Origin of the sequence: Ferrovibrio sp., from assembly GCF_025869515.1 — a bacterium.
Lineage (GTDB): Bacteria > Pseudomonadota > Alphaproteobacteria > Ferrovibrionales > Ferrovibrionaceae > Ferrovibrio.
The window spans coordinates 50575-65059 of the sequence record NZ_JAOZVR010000058.1 but is presented as its reverse complement, the minus strand read 5'-3'; the positions used below and the strand labels follow the sequence as shown (position 1 = coordinate 65059).

The 14485-nt window shown below is 64.4% G+C and carries 14 protein-coding genes; 9 read left to right on the top strand and 5 right to left on the bottom strand.

From position 1 onward, the window contains the following. Both groEL and groES read right to left on the bottom strand, forming a co-directional pair. Positions 1 to 889: chaperonin GroEL (groEL, locus tag OJJ21_RS10225; protein ID WP_297685818.1), on the bottom strand; the 889-nt coding region annotated here is incomplete at its 3' end. Positions 890 to 930: 41 nt separating this feature from the next. Beyond that, positions 931 to 1248 carry a co-chaperone GroES gene (gene groES, locus OJJ21_RS10220; protein WP_297685816.1) on the bottom strand — a complete coding sequence of 106 codons (318 nt, stop codon included), beginning with the start codon at positions 1246 to 1248 and terminating at the stop codon, positions 931 to 933. 301 nt (positions 1249 to 1549) lie between these two features. On the opposite strand from groES, the gene OJJ21_RS10215 reads away from it, so the two are divergent. The 9 genes from OJJ21_RS10215 to OJJ21_RS10175 all read left to right on the top strand — a co-directional run bounded on the left by OJJ21_RS10215 (position 1550) and on the right by OJJ21_RS10175 (position 11135). After that, positions 1550 to 2161, top strand: a complete 612-nt coding sequence (locus tag OJJ21_RS10215; RefSeq protein WP_297685814.1) for a 2-hydroxychromene-2-carboxylate isomerase — start codon at positions 1550 to 1552, stop codon at positions 2159 to 2161. Next, positions 2158 to 3162, top strand: coding sequence for an ABC transporter substrate-binding protein (locus OJJ21_RS10210; protein WP_297685812.1), 1005 nt, complete (start codon positions 2158 to 2160; stop codon positions 3160 to 3162). The genes OJJ21_RS10215 and OJJ21_RS10210 overlap by 4 nt, the downstream gene beginning before the upstream one ends. Continuing rightward, complete coding sequence (locus OJJ21_RS10205) at positions 3159 to 4013, top strand: ABC transporter ATP-binding protein (RefSeq protein WP_297685810.1); 855 nt, start codon at positions 3159 to 3161, stop codon at positions 4011 to 4013. Before OJJ21_RS10210 ends, OJJ21_RS10205 begins: the two co-directional genes overlap by 4 nt. A gap of 82 nt (positions 4014 to 4095) precedes the next feature. Beyond that, entirely contained in the window at positions 4096 to 4896 is an 801-nt protein-coding gene (locus OJJ21_RS10200) for an ABC transporter permease subunit (RefSeq protein WP_297685808.1), read from the top strand. A gap of 114 nt (positions 4897 to 5010) precedes the next feature. Continuing rightward, the gene (locus OJJ21_RS10195; protein ID WP_297685806.1) at positions 5011 to 5634 is read left to right on the top strand and encodes a metalloregulator ArsR/SmtB family transcription factor; all 624 of its coding nucleotides are present in this window, start codon (positions 5011 to 5013) and stop codon (positions 5632 to 5634) included. A 71-nt stretch (positions 5635 to 5705) separates the two neighbouring features. Continuing rightward, positions 5706 to 6095, top strand: a complete 390-nt coding sequence (locus OJJ21_RS10190; protein ID WP_297685804.1) for a PaaI family thioesterase — start codon at positions 5706 to 5708, stop codon at positions 6093 to 6095. Positions 6096 to 6167: 72 nt separating this feature from the next. Further along, complete coding sequence (locus OJJ21_RS10185; RefSeq protein WP_297685803.1) at positions 6168 to 8057, top strand: tetratricopeptide repeat protein; 1890 nt, start codon at positions 6168 to 6170, stop codon at positions 8055 to 8057. Between the two features lie 25 nt (positions 8058 to 8082). After that, positions 8083 to 9300, top strand: coding sequence for an alanine racemase (locus tag OJJ21_RS10180; RefSeq protein WP_297685801.1), 1218 nt, complete (start codon positions 8083 to 8085; stop codon positions 9298 to 9300). 77 nt (positions 9301 to 9377) lie between these two features. Further along, a complete protein-coding gene (locus OJJ21_RS10175; protein WP_297685799.1) occupies positions 9378 to 11135 on the top strand; it encodes a HAMP domain-containing sensor histidine kinase in 1758 nt (585 codons plus the stop codon). 38 nt (positions 11136 to 11173) lie between these two features. On the opposite strand, the gene OJJ21_RS10170 is transcribed toward OJJ21_RS10175, so the two are convergent. The 3 genes from OJJ21_RS10170 to OJJ21_RS10160 all read right to left on the bottom strand — a co-directional run bounded on the left by OJJ21_RS10170 (position 11174) and on the right by OJJ21_RS10160 (position 14483). Next, positions 11174 to 12322, bottom strand: coding sequence for a DUF2336 domain-containing protein (locus OJJ21_RS10170; protein ID WP_297685797.1), 1149 nt, complete (start codon positions 12320 to 12322; stop codon positions 11174 to 11176). 226 nt (positions 12323 to 12548) lie between these two features. After that, positions 12549 to 13505: a glutathione synthase gene (gshB, locus tag OJJ21_RS10165; RefSeq protein WP_297685795.1), complete on the bottom strand. Its 957-nt coding sequence runs from the start codon at positions 13503 to 13505 to the stop codon at positions 12549 to 12551. Between the two features lie 156 nt (positions 13506 to 13661). Then, positions 13662 to 14483 (bottom strand): transglutaminase-like domain-containing protein, encoded by an 822-nt coding sequence (locus OJJ21_RS10160; protein ID WP_297685793.1) that lies wholly within the window; start codon positions 14481 to 14483, stop codon positions 13662 to 13664. Positions 14484 to 14485: the final 2 nt, after the last annotated feature.

Here is a 14485-nt window from a genome sequence, read left to right as displayed (position 1 = left end):
CGGTCAGGATCGCGATGTCTTCCAGCATGGCCTTGCGGCGATCGCCGAAGCCCGGCGCCTTGACGGCGGCGACCTTCAGGCCACCGCGCAGCTTGTTCACCACCAGGGTGGCAAGGGCTTCGCCCTCGACATCTTCGGCGACGATCAGCAGCGGACGGCCGGTCTGCACGACGGCTTCGAGAACCGGCAGCATGGCCTGGAGACCCGACAGCTTCTTCTCATGGAGAAGAATGTAGGGGTTTTCCATGTCGCAGATCATCTTCTCTGCGTTGGTGATGAAATACGGCGAGAGATAGCCGCGGTCGAACTGCATGCCTTCGACGACGTCCAGCTCGGTCTCGAGGCTCTTGGCCTCTTCCACCGTGATGACGCCCTCGTTGCCGACCTTTTCCATCGCCTTGGCGATCATGTTGCCGATTTCGGTGTCGCCGTTGGCCGAGATGGTGCCGACCTGGGCGATTTCCTTGGTGCCCGAAATCTTCTTCGAGCGGCTCTTCAGGTCTTCGACGATCTTCTCGACGGCGAGGTCGATGCCGCGCTTCAGATCCATCGGGTTCATGCCGGCGGCGACGGCCTTGCCGCCTTCGCGGACGATGGCCTGGGCCAGCACGGTGGCGGTGGTGGTGCCGTCGCCGGCCTGGTCATTCGCCTTCGAGGCCACTTCGCGCACCATCTGGGCGCCCATGTTCTCGAACTTGTCGGCCAGCTCGATTTCCTTCGCGACCGTCACACCGTCCTTGGTGATGCGCGGGGCGCCGAACGACTTGTCGAGCACGACGTTACGGCCCTTCGGACCGAGGGTGACCTTGACGGCATCGGCGAGAATGTCGACGCCGCGCAGCATCTTGCCGCGCGCGTCAGCGCCGAAACGGACATCTTTAGCAGCCATTGCTGTATCTCCTTGAATTGTTCTGACGGATCAGGCGCTGATCAAGCGGCCTTGGACTTCTTGGCGGGGGTGCCTTCGATGATGCCCATGATGTCGGACTCCTTCATGATCAGGAGCTCCGAGCCATCGAGCTTCACCTCGGTGCCCGACCACTTGCCGAACAGCACGCGGTCGCCGACCTTGACGTCGAGCGGCTGAACCTTGCCGTTCTCGTCGCGGGCGCCGGCGCCGACGGCGATGATCTCGCCCTGCATCGGCTTTTCCTTGGCGCTGTCGGGGATGATGATACCGCCGGCGGTGCGCTCTTCTTCTGCAACGCGCTTTACCACCACGCGATCATGCAGCGGACGAAACTTCATGCGATCCTCCTAAGTGTTGTCGCATCTGAATTCGGAAAATCCAAGAAAAACAGTGACTTAGTCACTTCTCCCTGAATTGTTAGCACTCCCCTGGGGAGAGCGCCAGACACTTAAGCAGCCTGCCGGCCCCCGTCAAGGGAGGGCTGCCCGGATTCCGCCATAATTTTTCACGGCCTGATTTTTCACGGCCTGCTGGCAGACCAGCCTTGCATAAAATTGCATGTTTCTATGTTTTTTATATTTGATAATTTTAAATTTATAATAAATGCTGAAACTAAGTCCAGCCGGGGGGCCAAGACGCGTGCAGATCGAGTATTTCTATTCCGTAAGTTCACCTTTTACGTATCTCGGCCACATTGCCCTCGCGACGATTGCGGCGCGCCATGGGGTCACCATCCGCCACCGGCCCTCCGATATGCGGCAAGTTTTTGCCGCAACCGGTGGACTGCTGCTGCATCAGCGACATCCGACCCGGCAACGTTACCGTCTTCTGGAACTCCAGCGTTGGGCTCGCCGGCGCGGCCTGCCCATCGCGCTGGAACCGAAATTCCATTCCGGCGCCCGCGAGCAGCCTTCGGGGCTTGTCATCGCAGTTCAGCGCCAAGGCATCGATCCAATCCTGGTCTCAGAAGCCATTCTGCGCGCCTGCTGGGCTGAAGATCGCGACATATCGGCACCCGACGTGCTGCTGGAAATCCTCTCCCGGCTCGGCCTCGACGCCAGCCTCCTGGATGCGGCGCTGACGCCGGATATACAGGCCGAATATGTCCGCAACACGGAAGATGCAATCAAGGCAGACGTGTTCGGCGCACCTGCCTACTTCGTGAACGGCGAGATGTTCTGGGGTCAGGACAGGCTCGATTTCGTCGAGGAAGCAATTATCAACGCAATCAAATCAGGAGACAGCAGATGATCAGGAAATCGTTTTTCGCAGCATTCTCCGCGCTGGTGCTTGCCTCTGGCGCCGTGTGCGCCGAAGTCAGCGAAGTGCGCTTTGCCGAAGGCTTCGGCCTGAGCTACATGCCGATTACCGTGATCGCCTCCGAACAGCTGATCAAAAAGCGCGGCGAGGAACTCGGCGTCGGCCCGGTGACTGCTACGCTGCGCAAACTGAATGGTGGACCCGCGATGATCGACGCCCTGCTGTCGGGCCAGGTCGATTTCATTTCGGGCGGCGTGCCGCCGATGATCAATCTGTGGGACAAAACCATCGGCAAGCAGAATGTGAAAGCCATCGCCTCCATGGGCAACACGCCCCTGCACTTGAATACCATCGATCCCACAGTCAAGACCCTGGCCGACCTGGTAGGCAAGGGCAAGATCGCACTGCCGGCCGTTAAAATATCGATTCAGGCCCTCACGCTGCAGATGGCCGCCGAGAAATTCCTCGGCCCGGCCAAGGCGGATATCCTCGACAAACAGACGATCTCGATGCCGCATCCCGAGGCCCTGCAGGCCCTGCTGGGCGGGCACACGGAAATCACGTCGCATTTCGCCTCCATGCCGTTCCTCTGGCAGGAGCAGAAAAATCCCAAGGTGCACCGCGTGCTGTCGTCGGAGGACGTGCTCGGCGGCGCGCATTCCGGCAGCGTGCTCTACAATACGGGCACCTGGAAGGAAGAAAATCCGCGTGTATTCAAGGCCGTTGCGCTGGCGATCGAAGATGCCATGGCGCTGATCAGCAGCAACCCGCGCCGAGCTGCGGAAATCTACGTGAAATCGAGCGGAGACAAGACGCCGGTGGAAGACATCGAAGCGCTGATCCGGGACCCGAAATATTTCGAGTTCACGTCGACGCCAACCGGGATCATGCCATACGTGGAATTCATGCATAAGCGCGGCCAGATCAAGACCATGCCTGCAAGCTGGAAGGATTTGTTCTGGGAAAATATGCACGATCGGAAAGGCAATTGACGTTGTCTGGCGCTCTATTGATGGACACGTCACCGCAGCCCCCCGCAAAGGCACCGCAGAACGCGACTGCGCTGCTTAACGTCCGCGACGTCACGTTGCGCTACAAAACACCGGAACAGATCGTCACCGCCACATGGCGCGTCAGTTTCGACGTCCGGGAAGGCGACCGCTTCGTGCTGCTTGGGCCGTCAGGCTGCGGCAAGTCCACTCTCCTGAAGGCTGTCGGCGGTTTCATCGAACCTGCCGAAGGCAAGATCATGTTGCGCGGACAGCCGGTGCTGCGGCCCGGACCGGATCGTATGATGGTTTTCCAGGAATTCGACCAGTTGCTGCCCTGGAAGACGGTGCTAGCCAATGTGGCTTTTCCACTTATCGCGGCGGGCCGTGCGAAACGCGCCGAAGCGTATGAACGCGCGCGCGTGTATGTGGAGAAGGTCGGCCTCGCGCGCGCGACAGACGCCTATCCCCACACGCTTTCCGGCGGCATGAAGCAGCGCGTGGCGATTGCGCGCGCCATGGCGATGAAGCCGGATATCCTGCTCATGGACGAGCCATATGCCGCACTTGATGCACTGACGCGGCGGCGGATGCAGGAAGAACTACTCGGCCTGTGGGACGACATCGGTTTCACCACCCTGTTCGTCACCCATTCGATCGAGGAAGCCATCATAGTGGGCAGCCGCATCCTCGTACTATCGCCGCACCCCGGCCAGGTGATGGCCGAACTCGATGCATCGACCTTTGATCATCGCCATTTGGGCGGCGCAGATTTCCAGTCGCTGCATCGCCGTATCCATACCATGCTGTTTGCAGACTCCGCAGTTGCGGATGCGGAGGTGACACATGAGTGAAAGTTATTACACCGGGCGCCGCGCCACGCCGCGCCCGGAAATCCTGCGCAAGCCCCTGCAGGCATCCGAGATCGGAGCGCCCGTGCAGGAAAAACTGCCGCTGGCACTGCGCCTGGCCGACCAGTCATGGGCCAGACGCCTGCTGGTCATCGCCTGCGTCTCCCTGCTTTGGGAGATCAATGCGCGCGTGATCAACAACACATTGCTGTTTCCCACCTTTATCGAAACCACTATCGCCCTGTTTCGTGCCATTGCGGACGGCGTTCTGCTCGAACGGGTGGCAACTTCGTTCCGCATCCTCGCGATGGGATACGGCGCCGGCATGCTGGCAGCCGCGATCCTGACAGGGCTTGCGGCCGGAAGTCGCATTGGCGCGGACATTCTTTCCACGCTCACCGCCATGTTTAATCCGCTGCCCGCTATCGCTCTGCTGCCGCTAGCGCTGCTGTGGTTCGGCCTTGGTACTGGCAGCATCGTCTTCGTCGTGGTGCATTCGGTGCTCTGGGCCGTAGCGCTGAACACGCATGTCGGTTTCCGCTCCGTCCCCGACGCGCAGCGCATGGCCGGACAGAATTACGGTCTGCGCGGGTTGCGCTATGTCTGCCTGATCCTCGTTCCCGCCGCTTTGCCATCGATTCTTTCGGGCCTGAAGATCGGCTGGGCCTTTGCATGGCGCACCTTAATCGCCGCCGAGTTGGTCTTCGGCGTTTCCTCGGGTGCGGGCGGCCTGGGCTGGTTCATTTTCGAGCGCCGCAATGCCTTGGAGACAGCGGATGTCTTTGCTGGTCTGATGACTGTGATCCTGATCGGACTTTTCGTGGAAAGCGTGATTTTCCGCGCCGTCGAGAACCGAACCGTGATACGCTGGGGTATGCAACGATAGGGAGAATCGCCTAGATGTCGGCCATGACAATTTCCATGGTCATCTGCGGCGGTCACGAGACGCCTGGAACGGCGCAATAAAAGCGGGCTTTGAGGAGGCCCATGGGTACACGCCATGGACAATGACAACGACAAGGGCAAGCAGCCGTCGCAGCCAATGCGGCAAAACAGCGGCCCGGCTGCGACAATGATGCCGGGAATGCCTGGCCCAATGACGTCTGGCCCAATGACCTCTGGCCCGATGGGCATGAGCGCCATGCCGCAGGATCAGGCGCCAGCCCGCGCCACTGGCAGCGAAATGACGATCTCGGCCGAAGAGATCGCGGAACTCGCCCTGCGGGCCGATACCGCGGCAGAATTGCTGCGTACACTGGCGAACCGCTATCGAATCATGATCCTGTGCCATCTCTCCATAAATGAGCGGTCCGTGACCGAGTTGGCAGGGCTCGTCGGGATGAACCTTTCGACGCTCTCGCTGCATTTGGGCCGCCTGAGACGCGACCAACTCGTCCTCACGCGCCGCGTGGCGCATCAGGTATTTTACCGCATCGGTGAAGGCTCCGTTCGCGAGATCATGACCGTGCTCTACCACGTTTATTGCCGCAAGGTGGAGGCGATGAACCAGGGCCGCATAATGGGTGAGAAAACAACCATGACGCCGATGGTGCCGAATGGCACCATGCCCGCCCCGATGATGCATAACCCTGGTGGCATGCGCTCCGACGAGGAAACGTCGTAGGTCGGGACGGATCTGTCCGGGCTGAAAACCCGATACGCCCTTTCAGGCAATCAGAACACCCCGAGGATGCGATGCCAACCTTGCCCACCCTGCCCTTCGCCGACCTGATGGGCCTGAAAATCCTGTCGGTCAGCCCGGAGAAGGTGACCGCGGAACTGCCGGTGAAGGCCGAACTGTGCACCAGCCCGGCCATCCTGCATGGCGGCGCGGTGATGGCTTTTGCCGACACGCTGGGCGCCGTGGCCACCGTGGCCAACCTGGCCGCGGGGTTTTCCACCACCACGATCGAGAGCAAGACCAATTTCTTCGCCGCCATCCCGGCGGGCGAAAGCGCCTTTGCCGAATGCACACCGCTGCATCGCGGCAAGACCACCATGGTGTGGCAGACCAGGATCACCCGGGCCGACGGCAGGCTGGCCGCCATCGTGACGCAGACGCAGCTGGTGCTGGCGCCGAGGTGAAAGTGTATTTCCGGATGACTCGTGTCGTCTGTTATAACGCGGCCTGTGCTGCAGCGGGGAGAGCGGTCGCGCGTGAACAATAATCTGGAAACCGCCAGGGCAATGTTCCTGCAGGCGGCGCAGCTGTTGCTGAAAGAAGATTATGCCGGCGCGGAAACCTGCCTGCGCTCGGCCCACCGGCTGGTTCCCGGGCGGCCGTCGGTGATGAGCAACCTGGCCGCCGCGCTGATCGCGCAGGACAGATATGCCGAGGCCAGGGGCTGGGCCGAGCAGGCGACCGCGGCCGATCCGGACAATGCCGAGGCCTGGCTCAATCTGGGCCGCTGCCGGGAATATGACAAAGACCTGGCCGGCGCGCTGGCGGCCTATCGGCGCGCGCTGGCGGCCAGGCCCGACTATGCCGAGGCCTGGTGCAACTGCGGCAATGTCCATACGGCGCTGCGCCATTACGACGAGGCGCTGGCGGCCTATGAGAAGGCGACCGCGCTGAAGCCGGATTTCCCCGAGGCGCTCGGCAACCAGGCCATCGTGCTCAACCGCTTCAGCCGGCCGGCGGAGGCGATTCCGAAGATCGACCGCGCCATCGCGCTGAAGCCGACCCTGCCCTATGCGCACAGCATCCGCTTCCAGGCCAAGATGGCGCTGTGCGACTGGTCCAGCTTCGACGAGGACTGCGCGACCATCACCGGCAATGTGGCGGCCGGGCGCGTCGCCGCGCTGCCCTTCGCGTTTCTGGGCCTGCCGTCCACCCCGGCGCTGCAGAAGCAATGCGCGGAATTCTACAGCAGGGACAAATACCCGTCCGAGACTGTCGCCTTTCCCGCGCCGCGCCGCGGCGAACGGATTCGCATCGGCTATTTCTCGGCCGATTTTTACCGGCATGCGACCGCCTATCTGATGGCGGGACTGTTCGAACATCACGACCGCAGCCGCTTCGAGATTTTCGGCTTTTCCTTCGGGCCGCCGTCCGGCGACGAGATGCGCCGGCGGCTGGAGGCCGGGATGGAGCATTTCCTCGATGTGCAGGCGAAAACCGATGCGGAGATCGTCGACCTCGCCCGGCGCCTGCAGATCGACATCGCCATCGACCTGAAAGGCTATACGCAGAACGAGCGGACGAAGATCTTCGCCAGCCGCATGGCGCCGATACAGGCCAGCTACCTGGGGTATCCCGGCACCATGGGGGCCGACTTCATCGATTATGTGATCGCCGATCCCATCGTCATCCCACCGGAGCATGCGCCGCATTACACGGAAGCGGTGGTGCGCCTGCCGCATTCCTACCAGGTGACCGACAACCGGCGCGACATCTCGCCGCGTCCGTTCAGCCGCGCGGATGCCGGCCTGCCGCAGGACGGTTTCGTGTTCTGCTGCTTCAACAACAACTACAAGCTGACGCCCGATGTCTTCGACATCTGGATGCGCCTGCTGGACAGGGTGCCCGGCAGCGTTCTGTGGCTGCTGGAGAGCAGCGACGGCGTGTCCGGCATGCTGCGCCGGGAAGCCGAAACGCGCGGCATCGCCCCGGCACGGCTGGTCTTCGCCAGACGGATGGACTCGCCCGAGCATCTGGCGCGGCACCGGCTGGCCGACCTGTTCCTGGACACCTTCCACTACAATGCGCATACCACGGCCAGCGACGCCCTGTGGGCCGGCCTGCCGGTGCTGACCCGGCTGGGCAACACCTTTGCCGGCCGTGTCGCCGCCAGCCTGTTGCACGCGGCCGGGCTGCCGGACATGGTGACGACGAGCTCTGCCGATTACGAGGCGCTGGCCCTGGAACTGGCGACCAGCCCGGCAAAGCTGAACGGCATCCGGGAAAGGCTGGCGCTCAACCGCAGCACCTGCCCGCTGTTCGACACGCCGCGCTTCACCCGCCATATCGAAGCCGCCTACCGGGCGATGTGGGACCGCCGGGCCGGCGACCTGCCGCCGGGCCCTGTTGCGATCGATCCGGCGTAACACCGATGCAGACTGGAGAGTTGCAATGAAGGCATTTCACGATCTGACGGAGCTCCCGACCCCGTCGCTGATCCTCGACCGCAGCCGGCTGCTGCGCAACGTCGCCCGCATGCAGGCGCGGGCGCAGGCGCTGAAGGTGCAGCTGCGGCCGCATCTGAAAACGGCGAAGTCGGCCAGGGTGGCGGAGCTGGCGCATAACGGCACGAAAGGCCCGGTCACGGTGTCGACGCTTGCCGAGGCAGCGTATTTCGCCCGTCACGGCTTCCGCGACATCACCTATGCAGTGCCGATCGGACCGCAGAAGCTGGACCAGGTCGCCGCCCTGATGCGCGCCGGCGGCGATCCGGCGAGCGTTGATCTCAAGATCATCACCGACCATCCGGCCGTGGCGCAGGCGATCGCCGACAAGGGCCGCGAACTCGGCGTGGCTTTCCGCGTCCTGATCAAGATCGACTGCGGACTGGGCCGCGCCGGCATCCCGCCGGACTCCGACCTCCTGCTGCCGCTGGCCGGGATACTGGCCGGCGACCCGGCACAGCCGGGCAGCCGCCTGGCCGGTGTGCTGACCCATGCCGGGCATTCCTACAATGCCACCGGCATCGCCGAGATCGAGCGCATCGCCGAGGAGGAACGGCTGGCGGCGGTGACGGCCGCGACGCGCCTGCGCGCGGCGGGCTTTGCCTGCGATATCGTCTCGGTCGGATCGACGCCGACGGCGTTGTTTGCCAAGAGCCTGGACGGCGTGACCGAAATGCGCCCGGGCAATTACGTGTTCTTCGACCTGTTCCAGGCCGCACTGGGCACCTGCCGCATGGAAGATGTCGCCGTCTCGGTGCTGGCCGCCGTGGTGGCACATCATCCGGGCCGCAATCATTTCCTGATCGATGCCGGCGGCCTTGCCCTGTCGAAGGATACCGGCGCCAACAAGCATGCGCCGGGCACCGGATACGGCCGGGTCTGCCGCCCCGGCGATGCCCTGCCGCTGCCGGGCCTGAGCGTGTACGACGTGCATCAGGAGCATGGCCTGGTCGGCGGTCCCCTGACTCCTGACGGAAAGCAGGCGGAACCGGTGGATTTTGCCGGCCATGCCCCGGGCAGCCGGCTGCGCGTGCTGCCCAACCACGTCTGCATGACCGGCGCGATGTATGATCGCTATTTTGTGATCGACCCCGCCCGGAACAGCGGGCAGCCGGGGGGCGGGCCTGAGATCGTCGCCGAATGGGATCGCGTCAACGGCTGGTGAACCCGGTCGCGACCCCCGTAGCGCATCTGGGCGGTTGCGGCGCCGCCGCAATTCCGGTTGAGTGAAGCCGAGGCCAGATGTCCGACGCCAGCGAAACCACACCCCGCCCCACCGATGCCGCATCCGTCGCAGCGCCGCGGCGGAACCCTGCGCTGAACAGCTTCCGCCAGGTGGTGCCGATCAACGCCGCCGTCACGCTGGCCAATGTCAGTGCCGTCGCCCTGCTGCTGGTGGGCCAGGTGCCGCTGAACTGGCTGCTGAGCTGGTGGCTGCTGCATGCCGCCGGCCTGAGCTACATGCTGTATCGCTGGGTCAGTCATAACCGCCGGGTCCAGCGCAATGAGCAGCGCTCGGCCCGCCTGCGCGCCTTCGATATCTGGGGCGCCGCCTTCTCGGGCGCCGCCTGGGGCGCAGCCGCCCTGTTCCTGCCGCATCTCGATGCCGCGCATCAGATGCTGGTGATCATGGTTGCCGCCGGCATGATCGCGGGCTCGGCGGCGACGCTGGCGGTGGTGCCCAAAGCGGCCGTCACCTACATGCTGCTGATCGCGCTGCCCTACATCGCCTTCTTCCTGTCGCAGGGCACCGTGATCGGCCTGGCGATGGCGGTGATGTCGGCGCTGTATACCGCGGCGATGATGCTGACCAACCGCATCGTGAACGGCGTGATCCTGCGCAACCGCCGCCTGCACGAGGAGAATACCACGCTCTATGCCCGCATCCGCGCCGCCCAGGGCGAGCTGCTCGACATTGCCGAGAGCACGGAAGCCTTCGCCTTCCTGGATGCGGCAAACCGGCTGCAGCTGTGGAACCGCCGGCTGCCGGCGTTGCTCGGCCTGGACGAGGGCCTGTTCGTGCGCGGCGCCGATCTCAACAGCCTGCTGCGCCGCGCCGGCCTGCCCGACGCGCTGCTGACCAGCGAGATCGCCGGCGGCGTGCTGCAGCTGCCCGGCGGCCGCTGGATCCAGGTCGGCCGCCGCGCCACGCCGCAGGGCGACCGCGCGCTGATCGTGATCGACATCACCGAGCAGCAGCAGGCGAGCGCCAAGCTGCAGAGCCAGAATGCCCGCCTGGAAGAGCTGTTCCGCGAAGTGAGCAAGGCGCGCGATGCCGCCCTGCGAGCCAGCCAGGCGAAATCGATCTTCCTGGCCAATATGAGCCACGAACTGCGCACGCCGCTGAACGCCATCATCGGCTTTTCCGACATCGTGCAGCAGAAGATGTTCGGCCCCGACTGGGTGAAATACGACGAGTATCTGCGCGACATCAACGGCAGCGCGCGGCACCTGCTGTCGGTGATCGACGATATCCTGGACCTCGCCCGTATCGAGGCCAACCAGATCGTGCTGCACGAACAGCCGGTGATGCTGGACGAGGAACTGCCGATCTGCGCCCGGCTGGCGGCATCGCATTACGGCCGCAATGCCGATGCGGTGAATGTGTCGGTGCCGGACACGCTGCCGCCGCTGCATGCCGATGCGCGCCTGGTACGCCAGGTCATGATCAACCTGATCGGCAACGCGCTGAAATTCTCGCCGACCGGCATTCCCGTCGAAGCCAGCGCCAGCCACGATCCGGCCAGCAACGAAATCCTGCTCTGCGTGACGGATCGCGGTATCGGCATCGCGCCGGAAGACCAGTCGCGCATTTTCGATGCCTTCGAGCAGGCCGACAGCCAGCTCAGCCGCAAATACGGCGGCGTCGGCCTCGGCCTGTCGCTGGTGCAGGCCTTCGTGCGTGCCCATCAGGGCAGCATCGCCATCGACAGCGCGATCGGCAAGGGCACCAGGATCACGGTGTCCTTCCCGGCCGCACGGACCGGCATTTCGCCTTAAAACCGCAGTGCAGACGGACGGCCTTTGGCCGTCCTGCGTCAGGCGGCCGCCATTCTCTGCGCCGCCTGGGCGCGGCTGCGCCGACGGGTCAGCCAGCGCTGTTCCTGGTGATCCCACAGCATGGCGAAATCGGCCAGCATCATGGCCGTCGCCACCTCGACGAATTCGGCGCGTTCGACCGTGCCGCGCAGGAAATCGAAACCGCGCGCCAGATCGATCACCGCCTCGACCATCTTGTAGTGATCCTGCGGCAGGCGGCAGCGCTGGTAGATCGCCTGCAGGCCGCGCTTGCCGGGATCGTGCAGCAGCAGGCGCACATTATGCAGCGGCACGCCGGCAATCAGGCTGACGCCCTGTTCGAAGAAGGCGATGTCGCCGCCCGCCAGCGACCGCAGCAGCAGCGTGCCGGTCAACTGGCCGCGCTTGTGCAGATCGACGATCAGATCGGCCAGCGCCGGCGGTTCGGCGCCGTCGCCCAGCAGTCCGAGCAGGCTGCGCTCGCGCAGCTGGATCATGGTATCGGCCGCCATCGCCGGCGGAATCTGGTAGCGGCTGATCAGCGCATCGCGCAGGGCATCGGAAACCTGGGCGATCAGGCGGGCGGCGAATTTCGGCGGCAGGCCGGGATGGCCCGCCAGCGCATCGCCCAGCGCGCGGCTGTCCGGGAAACGGTCGAGCGCGCGCTCCATCATCGCGCCGCTGACGGCGGCGCCGCGATTGTTCATCAGCGCCGCCACGGCCGGTTCGGCGGCATGGCTGGCCAGCGCATCGGCCAGCGGCGCCGAGACCCGTGCCCGGCCGGCGATCGCACTCTGATGCAGCGGCGACACGGCCTGCACCAGTTCGATCAGGTCGGCATCGGTGAAGACCGGCGAGAATTGCAGCAGCGGAGTGGCCACCGCGGCGACATCGCGCGCCAGCCGGAGCGCCAGGCTGCGCGGCAATTGCGGCGAATCGCGGAGCTGTTCCGCCAGCGCCTGGCGCACCAGGGTTTCGGCATCGCGGGCGAGTGCGGCGATGATCGCCTGGGCGAGATCTTTCTCGACCGCGCTTAAGGCCGGGCCGCCCTCGTTTTCATTGGCATAGGCGCGGGCGACTTTCGCGGCCGTGTCGGCGCGCGCCGCCGGCGAAGGGTCCGCCAGCAGTCGTTGCACATCCTGAATGCCGAGAAACGCCCCCTGAACCACTAACTCTGCTTCCCCCGCCCATAACGTCGTTCGGTTGGTCGCCGATGTTGGCGGCGGACAATAGCAAACAAGGGTCAAATGTCACGGTGAAAGATGCTGACCAAATCTGACGGGATGCGACTGCCTATTCATGCGGCAAAACGCCGTGTTACGGGGCAGATGTATGCACGCATACGGTGGCAGGCCGGACGAGATCGGCCAAGCCCCGGCGCGGCGAATCCGGGCGCTAGGCCATCACGCGGCGGGCCAGGGCATCCTCGATGGCATCCCAGATCTCGGCTTCCAGCTTCACGCCGTTGAAGCGGTTGATCTGCTGGATGCCGGTGGGCGAGGTCACATTGATCTCGGTGAGATAGTCGCCGATCACGTCGATACCGACGAAGATCAGGCCCTCGCGCTTCAGATGCGGCCCGATGATGTCGCAGATTTCCTGTTCGCGCGGCGTCAGCAGCGATTTTTCCGGGCGGCCGCCGACATGCATGTTCGAGCGCGCCTCGCCCCTGGCCGGCACGCGGTTGACCGCGCCGACCGGGCGGCCGTCGATCAGGATGATGCGCTTGTCGCCGGCGCGCACCTCCGGCAGATAGCGCTGCACGATCACCGGTTCGCGCGCCAGCTTGGTGAACATTTCGAGCAGCGAGCCCAGATTCTCGTCGTCGGGCGTGAGATGAAACACGCCGGCGCCGCCATTGCCGAACAGCGGCTTGAGGATGATGTCCTTGTGTTCGGCGCGGAAGGCCTTGATGGCTTCCATATCCGAGGAGATCAGCGTCGGCGGCATCACGCCGTCGAAATGCGTCACATACAGCTTCTCCGGCGCATTGCGCACCGCGACCGGGTTGTTCACCACCAGCGTCTTGGGGTGGATATGCTGCAGGATATGCGTGGCCGTGATGTAGGCCATGTCGAAGGGCGGATCCTGGCGCATCAGCACCACATCCATATCGGCAAGATCGACCAGTTCGGGATCGCCCAGCGTGTAGTAATCGTCGCGGTCGGCGCGCAGGCGCATGGCGCGGCCGCGGGCCAGCACCTTGCCATCGCGGAAACTGAGATCGCGCGCCAGATAATGGAACAGCGCATAGCCGCGCGCTTCGGCTTCGAGCCCGAGCACGAAAGTGCTGTCGCCGTCGAAGTCGATGCTTTCGATGGGGTCCATCTGGATCGCCACCTTGAGGGCCATGGCACAGTCCTTTTTTGTGAAAAGCAGGCTTCCCCAAACGGGGAAGCCGGGCCTTTTTTGTGAAAAGCAGGCTTCCCCAAATCGGGAAGCCGGGCCTTTTTTGTGTTTTACGCGAGACCTGAACTGGGGCTGCCGGCGCCCGATTCAACCGGACGCCTAGTTCAGCTGCAGACGAATGTGGCGCAGGAAGGCCTCGGCCTCAAGGCTCGCCGCCTCGTCGCCGGCCAGCATCAGGAAACGTTCGGTGGCGGCCATGGCCTGGCGGATGCGACCGAGCTGGCCCTCGACCACGCCGAGTTCGCGCCAGGCCGGCGCGAAATTCGGCGCCACCAGCAGCATGCGGCGCAGGGTTTCGGCGGTCCGCTCCATATCGCCGGCGCGCCAGGCGCGCGCCTTGATGTTGTTCTGCAGGCGCAGCAGCACCTCGCGGCCCGTCATCGACCGCACATGTTCGGGCCGCAATTCGGTTTCGCTGACGCGGCGCAGCAGGTCGTTCATTTCCGGCGGCGCGGCGATGCGCCCCTGGTGGAAGGGATCGAGAATCAGCGCACCATCCTCGCCTTCGAGCCGGATCAGGAAATGACCGGGAAAATCGACGCCGGCGACCGGCCAGAGCTGGGCGCGTGCCGCGAAGATATAGAGAATGCCGAGGCTGACCGGCAGGCCCATGCGCCGGTCGATGACGCGGACCAGATCGGCATTCTGCGGATCGTCGTAGGACTCGGTGTCGCCGCGGTAACCGAATTCCACACTGAGCACGGCGGCCAGCGCCATGGCGCGCGGCGCCACTTCGGTATCCGCCTCGATACGGCTGAGCGCAGCGGCGATATCGGCGAGATGGCGGCGATACGGCGCCAGATCGAGGCCCGGCTTGTCGAGCGCCGAGAGCAGCAATGCTGCCTCGGCGATGTCGAGTCCGTCATCGGGCGCGGCGCCGAGAGCCTTGAGGGCCGTTTCGATCGCCGCGCGGTCGGTCATGG